Annotated in this window: 18 protein-coding genes; 5 read left to right on the top strand and 13 right to left on the bottom strand. The window is 67.1% G+C overall.

Going from position 1 to position 19549, the window contains the following annotated elements:
* Positions 1-5: 5 nt before the first annotated feature.
* The gene (locus tag K5K93_RS15240; protein ID WP_025877388.1) at positions 6-977 is read right to left on the bottom strand and encodes a YafY family protein; all 972 of its coding nucleotides are present in this window, start codon (positions 975-977) and stop codon (positions 6-8) included.
* A gap of 81 nt (positions 978-1058) precedes the next feature.
* On the opposite strand from K5K93_RS15240, the gene K5K93_RS15235 reads away from it, so the two are divergent.
* Positions 1059-1661, top strand: coding sequence for a hypothetical protein (locus K5K93_RS15235; RefSeq protein WP_032976576.1), 603 nt, complete (start codon positions 1059-1061; stop codon positions 1659-1661).
* 107 nt (positions 1662-1768) lie between these two features.
* On the top strand, positions 1769-2545 hold the full coding sequence (locus tag K5K93_RS15230; protein WP_025877391.1) for a DUF481 domain-containing protein: 777 nt from the start codon (positions 1769-1771) through the stop codon (positions 2543-2545).
* 116 nt (positions 2546-2661) lie between these two features.
* Here K5K93_RS15230 and hemC read toward each other — a convergent pair whose 3' ends face one another.
* From hemC to mdoH, 5 genes are all read right to left on the bottom strand, one after another.
* On the bottom strand, positions 2662-3573 hold the full coding sequence (gene hemC / locus K5K93_RS15225) for a hydroxymethylbilane synthase (protein ID WP_033832280.1): 912 nt from the start codon (positions 3571-3573) through the stop codon (positions 2662-2664).
* Positions 3574-4252: 679 nt separating this feature from the next.
* Positions 4253-4981 (bottom strand): LytTR family DNA-binding domain-containing protein, encoded by a 729-nt coding sequence (locus K5K93_RS15220; RefSeq protein WP_025879008.1) that lies wholly within the window; start codon positions 4979-4981, stop codon positions 4253-4255.
* Between the two features lie 10 nt (positions 4982-4991).
* Positions 4992-6035: a sensor histidine kinase gene (locus tag K5K93_RS15215; RefSeq protein WP_222388322.1), complete on the bottom strand. Its 1044-nt coding sequence runs from the start codon at positions 6033-6035 to the stop codon at positions 4992-4994.
* A 3-nt stretch (positions 6036-6038) separates the two neighbouring features.
* Positions 6039-6698 carry an alpha/beta hydrolase gene (locus K5K93_RS15210; RefSeq protein WP_222388321.1) on the bottom strand — a complete coding sequence of 220 codons (660 nt, stop codon included), beginning with the start codon at positions 6696-6698 and terminating at the stop codon, positions 6039-6041.
* A 50-nt stretch (positions 6699-6748) separates the two neighbouring features.
* Positions 6749-8674 (bottom strand): glucans biosynthesis glucosyltransferase MdoH, encoded by a 1926-nt coding sequence (mdoH, locus tag K5K93_RS15205; protein WP_222388320.1) that lies wholly within the window; start codon positions 8672-8674, stop codon positions 6749-6751.
* Between the two features lie 495 nt (positions 8675-9169).
* Between mdoH and K5K93_RS15200 the strand changes: the two genes are divergently transcribed.
* The gene (locus K5K93_RS15200; RefSeq protein ID WP_222388319.1) at positions 9170-11206 is read left to right on the top strand and encodes a TonB-dependent receptor; all 2037 of its coding nucleotides are present in this window, start codon (positions 9170-9172) and stop codon (positions 11204-11206) included.
* Between the two features lie 57 nt (positions 11207-11263).
* Here K5K93_RS15200 and K5K93_RS15195 read toward each other — a convergent pair whose 3' ends face one another.
* Complete coding sequence (locus K5K93_RS15195; RefSeq protein ID WP_177176993.1) at positions 11264-11434, bottom strand: hypothetical protein; 171 nt, start codon at positions 11432-11434, stop codon at positions 11264-11266.
* 216 nt (positions 11435-11650) lie between these two features.
* Between K5K93_RS15195 and K5K93_RS15190 the strand changes: the two genes are divergently transcribed.
* The gene (locus tag K5K93_RS15190) at positions 11651-12037 is read left to right on the top strand and encodes a DUF2628 domain-containing protein (RefSeq protein ID WP_222388318.1); all 387 of its coding nucleotides are present in this window, start codon (positions 11651-11653) and stop codon (positions 12035-12037) included.
* Positions 12038-12109: 72 nt separating this feature from the next.
* Here K5K93_RS15190 and K5K93_RS20335 read toward each other — a convergent pair whose 3' ends face one another.
* Entirely contained in the window at positions 12110-14644 is a 2535-nt protein-coding gene (locus tag K5K93_RS20335; protein ID WP_222388317.1) for a methyl-accepting chemotaxis protein, read from the bottom strand.
* Between the two features lie 222 nt (positions 14645-14866).
* Positions 14867-15760, bottom strand: coding sequence for an NAD(P)-dependent oxidoreductase (locus K5K93_RS15180; protein WP_222388316.1), 894 nt, complete (start codon positions 15758-15760; stop codon positions 14867-14869).
* Positions 15761-16077: 317 nt separating this feature from the next.
* Between K5K93_RS15180 and K5K93_RS15175 the strand changes: the two genes are divergently transcribed.
* Entirely contained in the window at positions 16078-16380 is a 303-nt protein-coding gene (locus K5K93_RS15175) for a KGG domain-containing protein (RefSeq protein ID WP_222388315.1), read from the top strand.
* 103 nt (positions 16381-16483) lie between these two features.
* On the opposite strand, the gene K5K93_RS15170 is transcribed toward K5K93_RS15175, so the two are convergent.
* The 4 genes from K5K93_RS15170 to K5K93_RS15160 all read right to left on the bottom strand — a co-directional run bounded on the left by K5K93_RS15170 (position 16484) and on the right by K5K93_RS15160 (position 19527).
* Positions 16484-16834, bottom strand: a complete 351-nt coding sequence (locus tag K5K93_RS15170) for a VOC family protein (RefSeq protein ID WP_222388314.1) — start codon at positions 16832-16834, stop codon at positions 16484-16486.
* Positions 16835-16932: 98 nt separating this feature from the next.
* Positions 16933-17133 (bottom strand): hypothetical protein, encoded by a 201-nt coding sequence (locus K5K93_RS20330; protein ID WP_033832284.1) that lies wholly within the window; start codon positions 17131-17133, stop codon positions 16933-16935.
* 87 nt (positions 17134-17220) lie between these two features.
* Complete coding sequence (cml, locus tag K5K93_RS15165; protein WP_222388313.1) at positions 17221-18402, bottom strand: CmlA/FloR family chloramphenicol efflux MFS transporter; 1182 nt, start codon at positions 18400-18402, stop codon at positions 17221-17223.
* Positions 18403-18621: 219 nt separating this feature from the next.
* On the bottom strand, positions 18622-19527 hold the full coding sequence (locus K5K93_RS15160) for a LysR substrate-binding domain-containing protein (protein WP_093818085.1): 906 nt from the start codon (positions 19525-19527) through the stop codon (positions 18622-18624).
* Between the last annotated feature and the right edge of the window lie 22 nt (positions 19528-19549).

Genomic DNA, 19549 nt, shown 5'->3' with positions numbered 1-19549 from the left:
AGGTGTCAGGATTTTTCGTAGTTGGTCAGGGCCAGTTCCAGCAGTGCCTTGGCCTGCTCGCGCAGCATCATCGGCTCGACGATCTCGGCATCGGACCCGTAATGCAACACGTCCATCAACAGTTCGCGCGACACGCTGTAGGGCACTTTCAGTTCGTAGCGGCCATCAGCGAGGAAACGTCCCTGCTGCTTGGAGTGCCAGTGCTCGTCGGCCACCCAGCGCGCGGCCTTGGCACTGAACAGGATGGTTGCCCAGCCCTTGGGCGCACCGGAGAAGATGCCGTAGCTGGCGCCGAGCTGCTCGTCCAGTTCGCTGTCGGCGACATCGCGGGCGGTGCTGTCGATCACCCGCGCCTTGTAGATGCGGTCCACCGCAAAGCTGCGCAGGGCCTCGCGATCATGGTCCCAGCCGTCCAGGTACCAGTTGTCGCGGTAATGGGTCAGCCGCTGCGGCGATACGGTGCGCTTGGTCGCTTCGTCGGTCGAGCGGGCGCGGTACTCAAAGCCCAGCTGCTTGCGCTCCAGCACCGCCGAGGCCACCGAACGGAAGCTGGCTTCATCGAATTTGCGGCCACGGTGCGGAATCACCCGCACCCGATCCACCGGCCAGCTGGAAACACCGGCCTGGGCGGCCAGCAGGCTCTCGATGCGCTGCTGCAGCGGCGCCAGCACCGAAGACAGCACGCCGCCGCCGGTACGGGCCAGCAGGTGCTGCGAGGCCAGCAGGGCGTGCAGCTCCTCCGAGCTCAGCCACAGGCCGGGCAGCTCGAAGCGGTCGCTCTCGTCGGCCAGGTAGCGGAAGCCGGCCTCGCCATCGCCCTCGATCGGCGCCATCAGCGCATCGCGCAGGAACGCCAGGTCGCGGTAGACGGTGGCCCGGGAGCAACCGAGCTTGTCCTGCAGGGTCGCCACCGTCACCGGATAGCGTGCGGACTTGAGCAGACGATGCAGGGCGGTGATGCGTTCGTATCGGTCCATGCCCCCGATTATGTCCGAGTCTCGGGCGTTGTGGCGGACGATTGGGCTATCGTGGGCGCCCCCTGCCCCGTGGAGCGCCCGATGCGCCGGTTGTCTGTCCTGCCCCTGCTGGCCTGCCTGCTGCTGGCCGCCTGCGACCGCGCACCGGCGCCCACCGACGCTGCCACGCCCGTCCCCGCTGCCGATCCGGCGCAGGCAGTGCTGTCTGCCAGCCAGCGCTTTGCCGCCCTGCGCAGCTTCCATGCCGAGCTGGAGGTGCTGGGCGCGCAGCAGCCGGTGCGTACCGCGATGGACTTCGTCGCCCCGGACCGCTTCCGCGTGCAGACCCCTGCCGGACCACAGGTGATCATCGGCGACACCATGTTCCTGCAGGCCGACGATGCGATCCGCCAGGTGCCGACCCCGCCGGGGCTGCTGGAGCAATGGCGCAGCCCGCTGCCCGCCGATATCCCTGCACAGGCCCTGCAGGCCGAAGACCTGGGCGAGCAGACGCTGGACGGCGTCAGCACCCGCCACTACCGCCTGCGTGGCGCCACGGCCGGTGAGCGCCTGGAGTACTGGGTGGATGCGCAGGGCCTGCCGCGGCAGATCGTGCGCAGCGGCCACAACAACGGCAAGCCCTTCCAGCTGCGGCTGCGGTACTCGCGCTTCAACGATCCTGCCCTGCAGGTCGACCTGCCCTGAATGGGCCTGGCCGACAACGCCTGCTGAAGCAGGCGGGACGGGCGATTCGGACGGTCATCACGCTTCCAGTATCATCACCGGCTGCCAACCGCTTCGGAGAAGCCTCGATGTCCCTGCGCGTGTCCCTGCTGGTCCCCTTGCTGCTCTGCGCCCCGCTGGCGTATGCGCAGGATGCCTCCGAACTGGCGGCGATGTCCTCGCCGTGGAGCGGCAGTGGTGGCGAACTCGGCTTCGCGTCGGCACGTGGCAACAGCAGCACCGAGAGCTTCAACGGCCGCCTGCGCCTGCGCTACACCGATGGCGACTGGGTGCACAGCATGGATCTGTTCGGCCTGCGCTCCAGCTCCAAGGTGACCGAAACCAGCGACGACGGCACCACCACGCGCCGCAACAACACCACCGCCAACCGCTACACCGGCAGTGCAGGCAGCGCGCTGCAGCTGGGCGAACATCGCCAGCTGACGGCCACGGTACGTACCGAGCGTGATGATTTCGCCACCTACGACCGGCAGAGCTCGTTCGGTCTGGGTTACGGCACCCGGCTGTGGAACACCGAGCGTTTCTCGTTCGATGCGCAGATCGGCCCCGGTGTGCGCCGCACCCACAGCACCGAGGACGACCGCACCCGCACCGGCCTGATCGGTCGCGGCCTGTTCGACCTGAAGTACTCGCTGACCGACAACACCGACCTGATCAACACGCTGCTGGTCGAATCGGGTTCGTACAACACCTTCGGCCAGAATGATTTCGGTGTCTCGGTGAGCATGAACGAGCACCTGGCGCTGAAGGCCGGTTGGCAGGCGCGTTACAACAGCGACGTCGCCGAGGACAAGCGCAAGACCGATACGCTGACCACGATGAACGTGGTCTACAAGTTCAAATAAGCGAAACGGGCGCCTGGCGCCCGTTCTGCTTTTGGTAGTGCCGGCCGCTGGCCGGCAACTGCATTCCATCGGGTTCATGAGGTTGCCGGCCAGCGGCCGGCACTACCTGCGGTGGCTCAGACGTTCAACAGCTCGCCAGCACCCGCATCCAGCAGCATCTTCGCCACGCGCTGGCCCAAAGCTTCCGGGTCGCTGGCCGGGCCCACGGCGTCGGCACGCACCGCGCGGCCGTCGCTGGCGCTGCCGACCAGCCCCTGCAGGTGCAGGTCCTGGCCCTGCCACTGCGCGATCGCCGCCACCGGCACATGACAGCTGCCGTGCAGCGCGCGGTTCATGGCCCGCTCCGCTTCCACACAGGCGCGCGTGGCGGCGTCATCCAGGCCTGCAAACAGCGCCATCAGCGCGGCATTGCCGCCATCGCACTCCACCGCCACCGCGCCCTGTGCTGGTGCCGGCAACCACTGCGGCGGCTGCAGGCGGGCGACGATGCGATTGCCCAGGCCCAGCCGTTCCAGCCCGGCCACGGCCAGCACGATGGCGTCGTAGCCGCCGTTGTCGAGCTTGGCCAGGCGGGTGTTGACGTTGCCGCGCAGGTCCAGCAGTTCCAGGTCCGGGCGCAGCGCACGCAGCTGGGCCTGGCGGCGCAGTGACGAGGTACCGACGCGCGCACCGATCGGCAGTGCATCCAGCGAGGCATACAGGTTGGAGACGAAACCATCGGCCGGATCGTGGCGGGTCAGCATTGCCGGCAGCGCGAACGGCGCATCCAGTTCCATCGGCACATCCTTCAACGAGTGCACCGCGCAGTCGGCCTCGCCACGCAGCATGGCCAGTTCAAGTTCCTTGAGGAACAGGCCCTTGCCACCGATGGCCGCCAGCGAGCGGTCCAGCACCTCATCGCCGCGGGTGCTCATCGGCACCAGTTCCACGTGCAGATCGGGATGTGCCTGGCGCAGGCGGTCGGCGACGTGTTCGCTCTGCCAGAGGGCGAGCGGGCTCTTGCGGGTAGCGATGCGGACGGTTTCCATCCCTTCATTATCGCGCCTATCGGCGGGATACGGCCAACGGCGGAGCCCCTCGTGGCTGGAAGCAACAGCTGTGCTTGGCCGGGCGGGGTGGACTGCGCAGGGGTCGCTGCAAGTACGTCCATGTAAGCTCGGTCGCCACTTGCTCGTGTGCGCTGTCCTGCGCACCCGGCAAGACCGGGGTTGGGCATCCTGCCCAACCCGCCCGAGGCATGCCTCGGGCCCATGCGGCTCACGCCCCTGCGCAGCCCACCCCGCCCGGCCTCTGACAGTTTCCGTGTGCGTCAGCCACGGAAGATCAAAAGAAAAAAGAAAAAAGCAGAAGCAGAAGCAGAAGCAACAGCCGGCGACTTCCGGGGTCAGATCCCTTTTCCGCAGGAAAAGGGATCTGACCCCTCTTTCCCCACCCGATAACACCAACGCTCTTGCTGTCCGTCACCGGGAAATTCGCGAGGGCGAGGCGGGATGGGCGGGCGGGACCGTTGGCGCCATGGATGGCGCCATCGAGCCCCCATGGATGGGTTTACGGCGTGTCCCGCCCGCCCATCCCGCCTCACCCAACACGCAACAACACAGAGCCGACCAACCCGCTGTTGCTGTTGCTGTTGCTGTTGCTGTTGCTGTTGCTGTTGCTGTTGCTGTTGATTTCGAAGCAGTCGCGGCCGCAGGCCGCGCGGAGAACCTACAGATGCCGCAATTCCTGCTTCAGCGTCGCCACGCACCGCCGGCTCACTTCCAGCGGCTGCTTGCCATGCCGCAGCACCGCCTGCACCTGGCCACCACTGCCACGCCGCAGCTCCACCAGCTCATGGCGCGCCACCAGGCAGTTGCGATGGATGCGCACGAAGCGGCTGGCGAACTCTTCCTCCAGCGACTTCAACGACTCCTCGATCAGGTCCTCGCCACGGGCGTGATGCACCACCACGTACTTTTCTTCGGCCTGCAGATAGTGGATATCGTCCAGCGGAATCAATCGCAGGCTGCCGCGCAGGCGGGCACACAGCATGCTGCGGGCCTGGCCGCCGGTGTGCTGGGGTTGCCCGTCACGGCCGGCCAGGAAGGTGCGGGCGCGTGCGATCGCCGCCGCCAGCCGCTCGGCGCGCACCGGCTTCATCAGGTAATCGATGGCCGCTGCCTCGAATGCCGACAGCGCATGCGCATCGTAGGCGGTGCAGAACACCACTGCAGGCCTGGGCTCGAAACTGGCCAGGTGGCGGGCCGCTTCCAGCCCGTCCAGGCCGGGCATGGCGATATCCAGCAGCACCAGGTCCGGCTGCAGTTCGGCGCACGCGTGCAGGGCCTGCTCGCCGTTGCCGGCCTCGGCCACTACGTCCACCCCTTCCTGCGCGGCCAACAGGCTGCGCAGGCGCTCGCGCGCCAGCGGTTCGTCATCGGCGATGACTACCCTCACGATCGTCCCCTCACTGGATCGGCACTGTCACCTGGCAGGCATAGTAGCCCTCGCTCCAGCCAGCCGTCATCCGCGCGGCGCGGCCGAAGCGCCAGCTCAGGCGATGGCCGATGCTGTGCTGGGCGTGGCCCGCTCCCTGGGCCAGGGCCAGCCCGGGCACCTCCGGATCCGGTGCAGGATTGCGTACGCGGATCTGCAGCTCGCTGCCCACACAGGCCAGATGCAGCTCGATGGTGCCGCCTTCGGGCAGGCGCGAGATGCCGTGCAGCACCGCGTTTTCCACCAGCGGCTGCAGCACCAGCCGCGGCATCGGCAGGTCCCAGGGCAGCGGTTCATCGCGCTGCCAATGCACCCGCAGGCGGTCGCCCAGGCGCAGTGATTCAATCGACAGATAGCGCTCGGCCAGTTCGCACTCATCGCGCAGGGTCGAATCGCCCTCGCCTGCCCCCAGTGCGGCGCGGAACAGATCGGACAGGTCGAGCACCGCACGCTCGGCCACCGCCGGGTCGCGATGCAGCAGGCTGGCGATCAGGTTCATGCTGTTGAACAGGAAGTGCGGGCGGATGCGCGCCTGCAGAGCATCAGCCTGCGCACGCGCATTGGCCTGCACCTGCGCCGCCCAGCGGTCGCTGACATAGAAGTAGCGCAGCGCCAACGCGGTGATCAGCGCCGTGGTGGCCGCGCTGCCCAGGGTGAAGCGCCAGAAGCCGATGCCGCGCGCGAAGTTGTCGCCCAGCACGGCATACAGGGCGTGGATGATGGCCGCGCACAGGATGGCGATCAGCGCGGCCAGGCCGACGGCGGCGACGGCACCAAGCGTTTCCGGCAGCTTCGACAGCGCCTGCCGCAGCAGGCACAGGCTGGCGGTGACCGCCAGCGCCAGCCACAGCGCGAAACCGCTGGCCGAGGCCAGTTCCCCCATTGTCCAGTGGCGGCTGCCATCGGGCGCCAGCGCCAGCACCACCACCACCAGTTCGGCCAGGCCGAGCATCGCTGCCAACCGCGGCAAGCGACACAGTTCCGGCATCCACGGGGGGGCAGCGCTCGCGGCCATGGGTCAGGCGACGCCCAGGCGTGCCTGCAGCCAGTCGCCCAGCGCGTCGATTTCCTCGGCGCAGACCTGGTGGGCCATCGGGTAGCTGTGCCACTGCACGTCCAGCCCAAGCGTGCGCAGCGTCTCGGCGCTGTGTGCGGCCACCGCCTGCGGGATCACCGGATCGCTGCTGCCGTGGGCCATGAACACCGGCACATCCACCGCACCATCAACGCGCGACGCGCTTTCGGCCTCCGGCAGGTAGGTCGACAGCGCGATCAGGCCGGCCAAGGGTGCAGTGCGTGCCAGCGCGGCGCTGAGGATCACCGCCCCGCCCTGCGAGAAGCCGGCCAGGAAGATGTGATCAGCGGCGACACCGCGTTCGATCTCGCGGGCGATCAGCGCATCCAGCTGCGCCACCGACTCCTGCACGCCGGCCATGTCGGCGCGCGAGCGGAAGTCCATGCCGACGATGTCGTACCAGCCGCGCATCGGCACGCCGTTGTTGATCGTGATCGGCCGCACCGGTGCGTGCGGGAACACGAAGCGCAGTGCCGGCCAGTGCGGACGCACCAGTTCGGGCACGATCGGCGCGAAATCATGGCCGTCGGCACCGAGGCCGTGCAGCCAGATCACCGACCACTGCGGCGAGGCGCCGGTTTCCTGTTCCACCGTTTGCAGCATGTTGCGGCTCCTGTACGTTCGAGCCGCATTATGCCGCTGGCACGGTGCGATCAGTACAGCGGCGGTTGCTCGGCCGCTTCCCGGCGCAGCTGCGCGGCGCGCACCAGCACCGGCGGCGGGAGGTTCTCTTCGGGAATGTCGAGCAGGCCCAGGCGATGCAGGAAGGCGCCTGGCCCGCGCAGCGAGGTCAGTGCCACCACCGGCACCGCCAGCACCATGCCGATCACCACCGGCGCCATCCAGGCCGCCAGCGACGGCGACACCGCCCACGCCAGCACGCCCATGAAGGCGCCAAACACGCCCAGGCCGCCGTAGCCGCGCACCAGCGAAATCCACGAGATGCCACCGTCATCGCGCTGCTGTGCATCCCAGCCCGAGTCGCGGCCGGACAGCACTTCGGCCACCCCGCGCGACTGCACGTACATCACCACCGGCGCCATCAGCGCGGCCAGCACGGTTTCCACCAGCATCGACAGGAACGCCCGGATCGCGCCACCACAGCCACGGCGTTCGACCGGGTCGAGCAGCATCGCAAAGTAACCCAGCACCTTGGGCATCAGCAGCACCGCCATGGTGGCGGCGAACAGGCGCACCACCTGTTCTTCATCCTGCGCACGCCAGTACACGCTGGGCGACAGGTGCAGCAGGGCGTTGAAATCGATGCCTTCCTGGAACAGCGGGATGGCGATGCCGATCAGCATCAGCATCGCCCACATCGGTGCGGTGAAGTAATGGCCGATGCCGATCAGCATGTGCACGCGGCTGATCCAGTGCAGGCCACGGCTGCCCACCACCTTGCCGTGCTGCAGGTTGCCCTGGCACCAGCGGCGGTCGCGCACCAGCAGGTCGGTCAGCGTCGGCGGGCCTTCCTCGTAGCTGCCGCCCAGGTAAGGCACCATGTGCGCGGCCCAGCCACCACGGCGCATCAGCGCCGCTTCCACGAAATCATGGCTGAGCACGTGGCCGCCGAAAGGCTTGCGCCCCGGCAGCTCCGGCAGGCCGGCGTGGTCGGCGAAGGCACGGGTGCGGATGATCGCGTTGTGCCCCCAGTAATTGCTTTCGGCACCGTGCCACCAGGCCACGCCACGGGCGATCACCGGCCCGTACACGCGCCCGCCGAACTGCTGCATGCGCGAGAACAGGGTGCGGCCGCCGATCACCGACGGCAGGGTCTGGATCAGGCCGACGTCGGCGTTGTGCTCCATGCCGGCGACCAGGCGCACGATGCTGTCACCGGTCATCAGGCTGTCGGCATCCAGGATCAGCATCTGCGGGTAGGCGCCGCCGAAACGGCGTACCCAGTCGGCGATGTTGCCGGCCTTGCGCGCGCTGTTGTCGCCACGGCGGCGATAGAACAGTCGCGCCTGCCCATCGGGCACCAGCTCGCGCAGCTCGGCGAACACCTGCTCTTCGGCCCGCGCGATGTCCTCGCGACGGGTATCGCTTAGCACGAAGAAATCAAACCGCTGCAGCTGGCCGGTGGCCGCCACCGATTCGTAGATCGCACGCAGGCCGGCCAGCAGCCGGCGCGGGTCTTCGTTGTAGGTGGGCATCAGCAGCGCGGTGCGGCTGTGCACGGTGGGCAGCGGCTTGTCCGGATCGATGCCCAGGCGGTAGCCCCGGTCGAACACGGCCGTCAGGAAGCCGGCCACCGCACTGGCAAAGGACAGCGCGATCCAGGCGAACAGGCCGACGAACAGCACCAGCAGGCAGGCCTCCAGAACGCTGATGCCATTGCCGGAAAGCACTCGCCACATCATCCGGGTGGCCACGGCGGTCATTGCCGCGGTGCCGCCCAGGATGTACAGGCGGCGCAGGCCGATCATGCGCGGCGAGGTGCGATGGCGGCGGACCTTCAGCGAGCCATGCCGCAGCGTCTGTTCGGGCATCACCAGCGGTGCTTCGGCCGGCAGCAGGGCCCAGCCCGCGTCGGGACCGGCCGTGACCGGTTCCGCGTCGATGGTTTCACTCCCCATGGCCGCCTACTCCCTGCAGGCCGCAGGACCAGCCGTCCCGGCCGGGCTGCATGCACCAAGGTTCCTGGTACGCATTCCCGGCGTCCGCACTTGTCCTGTCTGCCACGACGTCATGCCGCGCAGTCGATGTCTGTCACTACCGGAACCCACACGATCTCCAACGGGGCGGAATCGAAAAATGCGGCCCAGTCTATGGCCCCGAATGTAAGCCGGGTGCGAAGGTCTACGCCGGAAAATCTCCCCATTCAGCAATCAGCAGGCGAACCACGCCATGCGCCCCGCAGGTGTCGATCCATCCCGGAAAGTACTGGATCGTAACAAACGAGAACGGTTATCATTAAGTTAACCAGGCAGGTCGTCGCGCTCCGCGCACCGGACCCACCCAGCTGCGCCGGACCCTCCGCGCGCCCGACGACCCAGGGAAGGGGTTGGCTGCCTGCTGTCTGCGTGCGCCTGCTGCTTCCACCGGGTCTCTCCTCTCCCTTGGAAGCCGTCATGTCCCCTCTCCGTTCCGCGCGCCTGCCGCGTACCCGCTTGGCCAGCGCCCTGGCCGCCGCCTGCCTGCTGGCCCAGCCTGCCCTCGCCGCCGCTGAAGCCAGCGCCGATGCCTCGACCAAGGACCTGGATACCGTGGTGGTTACCGCCTCGGGCAACCAGCAGTGGATCAAGGATGCCCCGGCCAGCATCAGCGTGATCAGCCGCGAAGACATCGAACGCCAGCCGGTGCACGACCTGGCCACCCTGCTCAGCCGTATTCCGGGCGTGACCGGTGGGCTCAGCGCCGTTGGCGAGCAGTCCAAGATCAAGCTGCGCGGCATGCCGTCCAACTACACGCTGGTGCTGGTGGACGGCAAGCGCATGGGCAGCTCGGCCTCGACCAACTATCGCCCTGACCTGGGCCGCCAGGACCTGAACTGGATTTCCCCCGACCAGATCGAACGCATCGAAGTGGTGCGTGGCCCGATGTCCTCTCTGTATGGCTCGGACGCGATGGGCGGGGTGATCAACATCATCACCAAGCGCATCGGTGACAGCTGGAACGGCAGCGCGACCCACAGCTACACCCGGCCGCAGGATGGCGACCGTGGCGACACCCAGCAGATCGCCGCGACCTTCTCCGGCCCGCTGGGCGAGCGCTTCGGCCTGCGCATCGGTGCCAACAGCATGCGCCGCGACTCGGACCGCTCCAACGGCGGCGTGTATGGCAACGCCTACGCCGGCGAGAAGGACCGCAATGTCGACGCGCTGCTGCAGTGGAAGCTGAGCGAGGCACAGGAAGTGTCACTGGAAGCTGGCCACGGTGTGCAGCAGGCCTTCATCGCCCAGGCGCTGGAAAAGCAGGACGAAGGCGCCTGGGGTGCCAGTGAGCTCAAGCGCAGTTCGCTGGCGCTGAACCACGACGGCAAGTGGGATTTCGGTACTTCCAAGCTCAGCGCGTACTGGACCGAGTACAAGAACGACATCGGCGCCACCGGTCGCTCCGAGGCAACCGATACGATCATCGAAGGCAGCCTGAGCACCCCCTTCACCCTGGGTGTGGACCACCAGTTCGCGGTGGGCGGCCAGTGGAAGCGCCAGGAGTTGACCAACACCGACACCATCGGCCAGGCGCCGGTGGACTATGCCGGCAACCCGGTGGTCGGCTCCAGCCTGGAAGTGGACACCTGGGCGCTGTTCGTCGAAGACGAGCTGAAACTGCACCGTACCCTCGCACTGACTCTGGGCGCGCGCCTGGACCACCATGAACAGTTCGGCAGCCACGTCAGTCCGCGTGCTTACCTGGTCTGGCACCCGAGCGAGCAGTGGACGATCCGTGGGGGCGTGTCCAAGGGCTTCCGCGCGCCGAGCCTGACCGAGAATTCGCCCAGCGCGGCGACCCAGTCCGGCGGCCGGGGCTGCACCTCGCTGTACCCGCTGGGCTACGTGCGTGGCGGTTGCTACATGGCCGGTAATCCGGACCTGGATCCGGAAACCAGCACCAACCGCGAGATCGGCGTCAGCTTCGACAACGATCTGGTCGACGCCGGCCTGACCTACTTCCATACCGACTTCAGGAACAAGATCGAGTATGAAGCGCTGGGCTTCTTCAACGGCTACTGGTGGACGCGCATGAGCAACGTGCAGCGCGCGCGCACCAGCGGCGTGGAAGGCAACCTCAACTTCCGCTTCGGCGATCACTGGCGCTGGCGCACGTCGGCGACCTGGATGAAGGAAGCCAGGAACCTGACCACCGGCCGCAACCTGATCGACACCCCGGAGTTCTCAGGCTATTCGTCGCTGGACTGGACCCCGAACACCACGTTCTCCAGCAGCCTGTCGGCGCAGTACACCGGCAAGCAGACCGGCGTGGTCAATACCTTCCTGAAGGCCTACACGCTGTATGACCTGACCGCTGCCTGGAACGTCAACGAGGTGCTGACCCTGCGTGGCGGCGTCAGCAACCTGGCCGACAAGAAGCTGTACGCCGACGGCGCTACCGACTACTTCGTCGCCGGCCGCAGCTACTTCCTCAGCATGACGGCGCGCTTCTGATGCGCACTGCGATCGCGCTGGCAGCAGGCCAGCGCGATCGCGGCTGGTTTCCCAGGCTCAGTCGTTTTCCAGCACGGCCGGCGCAGCGTCGCGGCTGGCCGCGATGCGTGCACGGTCAATCGCCACCGCCAGTTGCTGGCGGGCGAGCAGTTGTTGTGCCTGCACCACTTCGGGTGTCGGCAGGAGCACCGGTCCGGGTGCGTTTTCCGGTGTAGCAGGTGTGGTCATGCAACCTCCATGGACATACCGCTGCTACCCGTGAACAACCGGGGTGGCAGAGGAACTGCGCACCCTATCCTAAAAACAAGGCGGATGGGTGACGGTGCGGCACCGGGACGCAAGCCCTTTGCCGTAGGAACGTCACATTTTTGACGCTCCAAGCTGGTTTGCTGAATGTGACTCACTTATCATGAAAACGTTTTCCTAACAGGGAAGTCCCTATACATGAACACCGTTGACCTGACCCGCTTCAGCCCGAAGTGGCAGTTCCGCTTCAACTTCTTCCAGCAGCACGGCGCTCCCAAGGAGCCCGGCTTCAAGCAGGCCTGGAAGGCGCTGTCCTTCGGCGACCGCCTGAAGATCAACCTGAACTTCTTCGCCTTCTTCTTCGGCGCGATCTATCTGTTCATCCTGGGCATGTGGCGCAAGGCGCTGGTGGTGATCGGCATCAACATCGTGCTGATCGCGGTCAGCCTGGTGCTGCCGGACATCGTGGCCCGCGCACTGTTCATCGCAATGAACTTCCTGGTCGCCTCGAGCACCAACTACAGCTACTACCTGGAACAGCTGAAGGGCAACACCAGCTGGAACCCCTTCGAAGGCATGTTCTAAGCCCAGCGCACCACTCGCGCAGCGGCACATCGACGCCCGGCCTTGGCCGGGCGTCGTCGTTCATGCCCCGGCTCAGGCGGCGCGCAACGCGGCAGCCGGTCGGGTGTCGGCCTGCAGGCGGAAGCGTGACACCGCCACCGCCAGCTGCTCGGCCTGTTCTTCCATCGCCCGCGCCGCAGCGGTGGCTTCTTCCACCAGCGCAGCATTCTGCTGGGTGGTCTCGTCCATCTGCACCACGGTCTGGTTGACCTGCTCGATACCGGCCGACTGCTCGCGCGAGGCGGCCGAAATTTCGGCCATGATCTCGTTGACCCGGCCGACCTGGCCGACGATCTCCTGCATCGTGCGACCCGCACCGTGCACCAGCTGCGCGCCGGCGCCGACATGGCCGACCGAAGCGTCGATCAGCTCCTTGATCTCCTTGGCCGCGCCCGCCGAGCGCTGTGCCAGCGCGCGCACTTCGCTGGCGACCACCGCAAAGCCACGGCCCTGTTCACCGGCGCGCGCCGCTTCCACGGCCGCGTTCAATGCCAGGATGTTGGTCTGGAAAGCGATGCCATCGATCACCGAGATGATCTCGGCGATGCGCTGCGAAGAGGTCTCGATCTGCTCCATGGTCTGCACCACCTGGCTGACCACCTGCCCGCCTTCGCTGGCAACGCCTGCGGCCGAGGCCGCCAGCTTGTTGGCCTGCAGGGCATGATCGGCGTTCTGGCGCACGGTGGAGGTCAGCTCCTCCATCGACGCGGCGGTCTCTTCCAGGTTGGCCGCCTGCTGCTCGGTACGCCGTGACAGGTCGCTGTTGCCCGACGCGATCTCGCCTGCGGCCAGGCGGATGCTGGCCGCGGACTGCTGGATCTGGCCGACGATCTGGGTCAACTGCTGCACGGTGCTGTTGGCATCGTCGCGCATCACCGCGAACACGCCGTGGAAGTCACCCTCCATCCGTGTACTCAGGTCACCGGCGGCGATGGCGCGCAGCAGCGTCGACAGCGCAGCCAGGTTCTGGTCGCTGACCTGCATCATGGTGTTGAGCGTTTCCACCATGCGGCGGAAGTCATGCTCGAAGCGCTGGGCATCGCCACGCACGGCGAAATCGCCTGCCGCCGCCGCAGCGGCCAGCTGCTGGATCTGCTCGTTGATCGCCGCCAGGTTGGTCTTGGTGGTTGCCATGGCAGCGGTGAATACCGCCTTTTCGCCCGGCAGTGCCTCCATGTCCACGCTCAGGTCACCCACCGCGTAGCGCTGCATCACCTCGACCAGGCGTTGGGTGACCGCATTGCTGTCGGCCACCAGCTGGTTGCTGTCGGCCACCATGCGGCCATATTCGCCCGGGAACACCGAGGCATCCATGCGGTAGCTGATTTCACCGGCATCATGGCGGCGCGCCATCTCCGCCTGTGCGGCCATCACTGCCTGCAGCTGGCCACGCATGCCCTGCATGGCGTCCAGCAGGCGGCCCACTTCGTCGTTGCCCAGCGCCGGCATGGCGGTATCCAGCTTGCCCGCAGCCACGTCGCCGGCGATGCGCACGGCCTGCGCCAGCGGTCGCACCGCCAGGCGCTGCAGCAGCAGGTAGACACCACCACTGAGCACCAGCGCAGCCACCACACCCACCAGCAGGATGATCCACAGCAGCTCGCGGGCCTGCGCGATGATCACCGAATGCGGCACCACCACGCCCAGCGCGAAACGCTGCGGCGCGTCACCGACCTGCAGCGGCACGTACAGGCGGACGTTGCCGGCAGCGTCGGGCTCGAACGCTTCGTAGGTCTTGTCGGCGGCGATCTGCGCCAGCATGCCGAGGGTGGCGGCATCGGTACGCGGCTTGCCGATCTCGGCAGCATCGGCCGAGGCCAGCACCACGCCCTTGGGCGACAGCAGTTCGACGCGGCCGGCGCCCATCGGCGTCAGCGTGGCCAGGTGCTTCTGCAGCGCGTCCAGCGAGAAGTCGACGGTGAAGACACCGAGGAAGGTGCCGTTCTCGACGATCGGCGTGCTCAGCGTGCTCATCAGCACCTGCTTGCCGCCGATGTCGTAGGCATACGGTTCGCTGACCAGCGGCAGCTTGTCGCGGCTGGGCACCATGTACCAGTTGCCCGAGCCGCTGGGCGTCTCGGTGTAGTCGGTCATCGTCGACTGCTGCGGCTTGCCGTCCTGCCAGGCCCAGTAGCTCATGTAGCGGCCGGTGGCGTCGTGCGCCTCGCTGTTGACGAAGTCGGCGTCCTTGCCGTCGAAGGCATTGGCCTCCCACATGGTGCTCTTGCCCAGCCATTCCGGGTGTGCGTGCAGCTGCTCGCCGATGACATTGGCCAGGCTGGCGCGATCAGGGGCATCACCGCGCGCACGCTGGGCCAGCACGGTTTCCACCATAGCATCGTTGCTGGCAAAGGCCGTGCCCAGGTCGGCAGCCACCTGCCGCGCCTCGGCACGGGCTTCGCTGGCCATGGTCTGCCGCGAGGACGACACCAGCGCCGAACTGGCCTGGTGATAGATCAGGAACGCGGTCGCGCCGAAGCACAGCAACGCGATCACCGCGGTGCCCAGCATCAGCTTGTGGGCGATGCTGCCGGGGCGACGGGCAGCGACGGAACGGGAAGAAGACATGGGAGGATCCGCAGGCAGTTCAGGTCGACCGGTGCCACCAGGGCACCGCGCAGATGCGCGATCCGTCGCGCGGGCCGCCTGCCCGCCGGATCGGAACCCGGCGCGGGAAGGCGCGCACCGGGTTAGCGGCCATGGCCGGGCGAGGTTGAGGCTCGCCGCACGCACAAAACCTGAACCCGCTCAGCTGCGGCCGTCGACCCAGGCCTGTGCTGCTCGCCTGTGCTATTCGGCGACGCGGTCGCGGATCCACTCCGCACGGGGCAGGACCTCGATGCTGCCCGCGGCGTACTGCTGAAGCACGTCCTCCGGACCGAAACGGGGCTGCCAGCCCAGCGCTGCGCGCATCCGGCTGCTGTCATAGACCCGATCGATGCTGAGCGGCAGTGGCCAGCCACGGCGCTCGAACTCGGCCAGCAGCTGCGGTGCGCGGCGCGCCAGCACCTGGCGCGGATCGGCGGCCAGCTGCAGGCAGTCCTCGCGCCGGAAGGGCGTCGGTGCACAGGCGAGGTAACGCTGGAAGGCCGCGCCCTCATCGTGCAGCAGCGCGGCATGCGCGCTGGCCACGTCGCGCGCGTCGATACCACGGTGCAGGCGGAACATCGCCATGCGGTCAGGCGGTTCGGGGAAGCAACGTGCCATCCGCAGCACGCGCACGGTGAATGTTGCACTGGCCGCCGCTTCGGCAGCCGCCTCGGCCTGCAGCTTGGTGCGGTGGTAGATCGTGCGCGGCAGCGGCTCGGTGTCCTCGTCGATCCAGCGGCAGCCGCCGGACACCACGGCATGGCCGTACAACGCCGTGGTACTGGTCAGCACGAAGCGCTGCACGCCGGCTTCGCGCGCCAGGTGCAGCAGGTTCGTGGTGGCCTCCACGTTGATCTGCTGGAACACCGCGTCGGGTACCAGGCCCACGTGCGGGGCGTGCAGGGCCGCGGTGTGGATCACCGCGTCGACCCCCTGCACGGCGCGTTCCAGCGCCCGGCGATCGGTGACATCGGCAATGACGCGCGTGGTGGCGAACGGACTGCGATCCAGCCCCACCACCTCATTGGCAGCGGCCAGCGCACCGAAGATCGCCCGTCCTATCCGCCCGGAACTTCCGGTCAACAGAATCTTCATTGAATCCATTCACTCGACAGCGCCCGGGACCTACCGGGATGGCTTGATTCTAGGCATGCACGATGGCGTCGGCGATAGCAGACGATGACATTCTGCATGCCATCCACTTCCGGCCGACGGCTCGGGCTCTTCCCTGCTGGGACTGCCGTGACGACCGGTTGCAGATCACGGCACTTCCTGCACGGTAACCGGTCGTCAAACGCGTGCGCAGGCCATGTGAGCCTCGTACACCCCACTTCGACCTGTCTTTAGCCTGCACTGTGCAACATGGGACCGTCACTGATGGCAGCGCCCCATGTTCACACCGGAGACCGGTAATGACCCACTCACGCAATGGCAACAGCAATCGGGGCTTTGCCTCGATGGACGAAGACAAACAGCGCGCGATCGCGGCCAAAGGGGGACGTGCTGCCCACGCATCCGGCAATGCACACCAGTTCAGCCCGGCCGAGGCCCGGGTGGCGGGCCGGAAAGGCGGTGAAGCGATCAGCCAGGACCGCCAACACATGGCCATGATCGGCCGTGAAGGCGGCCATGCGCGGCACGCCAGCAGCCGCCAGCAACAACAACAACAACAACAGGACATGCCCGACAAACCTGACAGCGGTCAACAACGTTGACGTGTTGCGGTCACTGCGCCGCGTACCGGCGGTGCCGCCGACGTCGATCAGCACTCAGCACTGTCAGCACAGTGGAAGGCGCCGCTGAGCCGGCGCGCGCTGGCTAGGTGTGGGCGAGGATGTTCAACAGGCGCCCGAACGGGTCGCGCACGTAGAAGCGACGTACACCCCATGGCTCTTCGGCCGGGCCATATTCAAGCGCAATGTTCGCGTGTCGCAGGCGTTCAAGCACGGCGTCCAGATCATCCACCTCGATCGAAAGATCCGGCACCGGCGTACCCGATCCGCCTTCGCTGGCAACGCTGAGCTGTGCCAGCGCAGCGCCCTGCCCACCGTAGGTAACGATCCAGCCGTGGTCCATCACGATGTCCATGCCGAGGATGTCGCCGTAGAACGCGGCCGCCTGCGCAGGATCGGCACTGGCGATGTTGGCGACGACACGTTTGACGGCCATGTTGCGGCTCCAGACGATCAGGACCGCGGACGTCGTGCCTGCGGCCAAGTGAAAAGGGGCCCCTGGAACGGGCCCCCATTGCGAACGGTAGGCAGGCCTCAGACGGCGCCGCACCTGTCCATGACACAGCGATCGTATTCGAACTGGCACTCCATGGCATCACCGCCGCCGGAAACGCAGGCCTGGTAGGCCTTCCAGCACGGGAAGTCGCACGGCTGGACCGGACCGGCCACCGCCACCGAACCGGTACACGCAAGTGCAAACACTGCAGCAACGATCACTTTCCTGATGGCTCGCATCGATATCACTCCCTGATAGGCCTGGTGACTCCAGGCCGCATCACCCTACCCGCGTGTGCGGGAGAGGAAGTGAAAGCGTGGGCGTAGTTACCGCCTCAGCATCACCAGGCCACCCAGGCTCAACGACGGCAGCAGCAGCCCAAAGGCCACCAGCGGCCAGACCGTATCGCCCGGCAGCAGCAGCGTCGCCAGCGTGCCAAGCGTTGCCACGATCACGCTCTGCACGGCGTAGTACAACGCCACTGCCGTGCCGGAGGCATCGGTAAAATCGCGCAGCGCACCGTTGGCCGCCACCGCAGCCACCATCACGATGCCGATGGCCACCAGCCACATCGGCAACACGACACCGGCAAATGACGGCGGCAGCATCGCCATCATCGCCATGACCAGCGCGCCGCCAATCATCACCATCAGCCCACGCTGGAAACTGCCGCCAATGCCCCATCGCCCGATGAACCGGGAAGCGAAGCGCGAGGTGACGATCATCACCAGCGCCACCGTCGCGAAGGCCAGGCTGAAGCCCATCGCCGAATAGCCGGCCCTCCCCATCAGCACCCGCGGGGCGATCGAGAAAAACACGAAGAACGTGCCCATCGCCGCACTGAACCCCAATGCATGGACCCAGAAGCCGGCATTGCCCAGGATGCGCGCGAAGGCTGGCGATGCGTGGACATGCTGCGGTGGCCGTGTCTCCTGCCAGCCGCGGCATGCGCGTGCACCCGCCAGCAATCCCAGTACACCCAGCGCGATGAAAATGGCCCGCCAGCCCAGCGTATAGGCGATCAATGAGCCGAGGATCGGACCGAACGCCGGCACGAACGCCAACATCGAGGCGAACAGGCCATAGAGCGCGGCGCCCTCGGCCGTATCGGCATACACGTCGCGCACCGTGGCGAAGGTCGCCACCAGTGCGGCCGACGCCCCAATCGCCTGCACGCCGCGCCACGCAAGGAATGCCGCACCACCACTACACGCGGCCAGCGCGAACGACGCCAGCGTGAACAACAGCGCGCCCATCAGCAGCACCGGCCGTCGCCCGATCCGGTCCGACAGCGGGCCGAAGATCAACTGGCCCAGCCCGAGCACGAGCATGTACAGGCTCAGCGTCAACTGGATGAGGGCGGGAGAGGTGCCCAGTGCCTGCGGCATGGCCGATACGACCGGCAGGTAGATATCCATGGCCAGCGAGGCCAGGAGGTCAAAGGGGGCCATCAACACGATGGCGCCCGGCAGGGAATGGGCCCAGCGAAGGGTTTTTCGATCAGACATGGGGAAACATTCGCTCAGGAGGGAATCCGGCGGTGATCAACCCAGTGCGTGGAGATCGCAGGACAAGATCACCGCAACAACGTGCGTACCGTTGTTGCGGCTCAGCGGACTGTCTGCGGACCGTTCCCGTTGTTCATCTGATGATCCGGTGGAAGATCGAGTGCGGCCAGTGTAGCAAGGCCATTGCGGGGCAGTCCGGCAACGGCGTCCACCAAGGCCTCAGGACAAGGGCAGCATGTCGATGCGCCGGGAGGGGGTACGCCGCACCTGCTCGATGAGCCGGCGGACCGCTGGCGATGTTTCCTGTTCACGGTACAGCGCAGCGATGGTCGAGGCGATGACCGGCCCGGCGATCGGCAGATACACCACGCCTGGCAGCAGCAGCGTCCGCTGCAGCACCGACGGTACGATCGCCACGGCGCCATCGCCCACCGAGACCTGCGCGAGCACCGCGGCAAGATGACCGGGACGGGAGCGGATGTCCGGCACGAATCCGCCACGGCGGGCGACTTCCAGCGTACCGGCGGGTTGCTCCGGCATGATGAACGCCTCCTTCGCCAGCAGCGCCGGCTGCACCGGCACCCCCGCGTGGGCCAGCGCATGCGATGCCGGCAACGCCACGCAGAACTGATCTTCGATCAGGATGTGCGAACCGAGCGCATCGGGCACCTCCATCGGAAGCCGGCAGAACACCACATCGATGCGACCGTCCAGCAGCAGGTCCGGCAGGTCGGCCATCGGCCATTCGCCGACCTTCAGCTCCACATCGGGCGAGCCGCTGCGGAACCGCTGCAACTGCTCCTGCAGCGCGCCGGCATGGACCGCCGAACCTACGTAGCCGATCTCGATCCTGCCGATTTCCCCGCGACCAGCGCGGCGGCCCACGGCCTCTGCCTGCTCGAACTGGCGCAGCACGTTGCGTGCTTCGGCCAGGAATATCGCACCAGCAGAGGTCAGCGTGACCTCGCGCCTGCTGCGATCGAACAAGGGGGTGCCCAGGCGACGCTCGATCTGCTGGATCTGAACGCTCAGCGTCGGCGTGGCGATGCCCAGGCGCAGCGCGGCGCGCCCGAAATGCAGCTCCTCGGCCAGTGCGACGTAGTACTGCAGATGTCGACGGTCCATGCGTGCCGGCTCGTTAGCTTTG

The organism is Stenotrophomonas sp. DR822, from assembly GCF_019793815.1.
GTDB lineage: Bacteria > Pseudomonadota > Gammaproteobacteria > Xanthomonadales > Xanthomonadaceae > Stenotrophomonas > Stenotrophomonas indicatrix.
Note: the sequence above shows the minus strand (reverse complement) of the source record. Positions and strands in the feature narration are given on the sequence as shown.

Coding starts and splice junctions, on each gene's coding strand:
- K5K93_RS15240 (WP_025877388.1), bottom strand. CDS start 977: ATGGACCGATACGAACGCATCACCGCCCTGCATCGTCTGCTCAAGTCC.
- K5K93_RS15235 (WP_032976576.1), top strand. CDS start 1,059: ATGCGCCGGTTGTCTGTCCTGCCCCTGCTGGCCTGCCTGCTGCTGGCC.
- K5K93_RS15230 (WP_025877391.1), top strand. CDS start 1,769: ATGTCCCTGCGCGTGTCCCTGCTGGTCCCCTTGCTGCTCTGCGCCCCG.
- hemC (WP_033832280.1), bottom strand. CDS start 3,573: ATGGAAACCGTCCGCATCGCTACCCGCAAGAGCCCGCTCGCCCTCTGG.
- K5K93_RS15215 (WP_222388322.1), bottom strand. CDS start 6,035: ATGGCCGCGAGCGCTGCCCCCCCGTGGATGCCGGAACTGTGTCGCTTG.
- K5K93_RS15210 (WP_222388321.1), bottom strand. CDS start 6,698: ATGCTGCAAACGGTGGAACAGGAAACCGGCGCCTCGCCGCAGTGGTCG.
- mdoH (WP_222388320.1), bottom strand. CDS start 8,674: ATGGGGAGTGAAACCATCGACGCGGAACCGGTCACGGCCGGTCCCGAC.
- K5K93_RS15200 (WP_222388319.1), top strand. CDS start 9,170: ATGTCCCCTCTCCGTTCCGCGCGCCTGCCGCGTACCCGCTTGGCCAGC.
- K5K93_RS15195 (WP_177176993.1), bottom strand. CDS start 11,434: ATGACCACACCTGCTACACCGGAAAACGCACCCGGACCGGTGCTCCTG.
- K5K93_RS15190 (WP_222388318.1), top strand. CDS start 11,651: ATGAACACCGTTGACCTGACCCGCTTCAGCCCGAAGTGGCAGTTCCGC.
- K5K93_RS20335 (WP_222388317.1), bottom strand. CDS start 14,644: ATGTCTTCTTCCCGTTCCGTCGCTGCCCGTCGCCCCGGCAGCATCGCC.
- K5K93_RS15180 (WP_222388316.1), bottom strand. CDS start 15,760: ATGAAGATTCTGTTGACCGGAAGTTCCGGGCGGATAGGACGGGCGATC.
- K5K93_RS15175 (WP_222388315.1), top strand. CDS start 16,078: ATGACCCACTCACGCAATGGCAACAGCAATCGGGGCTTTGCCTCGATG.
- K5K93_RS15170 (WP_222388314.1), bottom strand. CDS start 16,834: ATGGCCGTCAAACGTGTCGTCGCCAACATCGCCAGTGCCGATCCTGCG.
- K5K93_RS20330 (WP_033832284.1), bottom strand. CDS start 17,133: ATGCGAGCCATCAGGAAAGTGATCGTTGCTGCAGTGTTTGCACTTGCG.
- cml (WP_222388313.1), bottom strand. CDS start 18,402: ATGTCTGATCGAAAAACCCTTCGCTGGGCCCATTCCCTGCCGGGCGCC.
- K5K93_RS15160 (WP_093818085.1), bottom strand. CDS start 19,527: ATGGACCGTCGACATCTGCAGTACTACGTCGCACTGGCCGAGGAGCTG.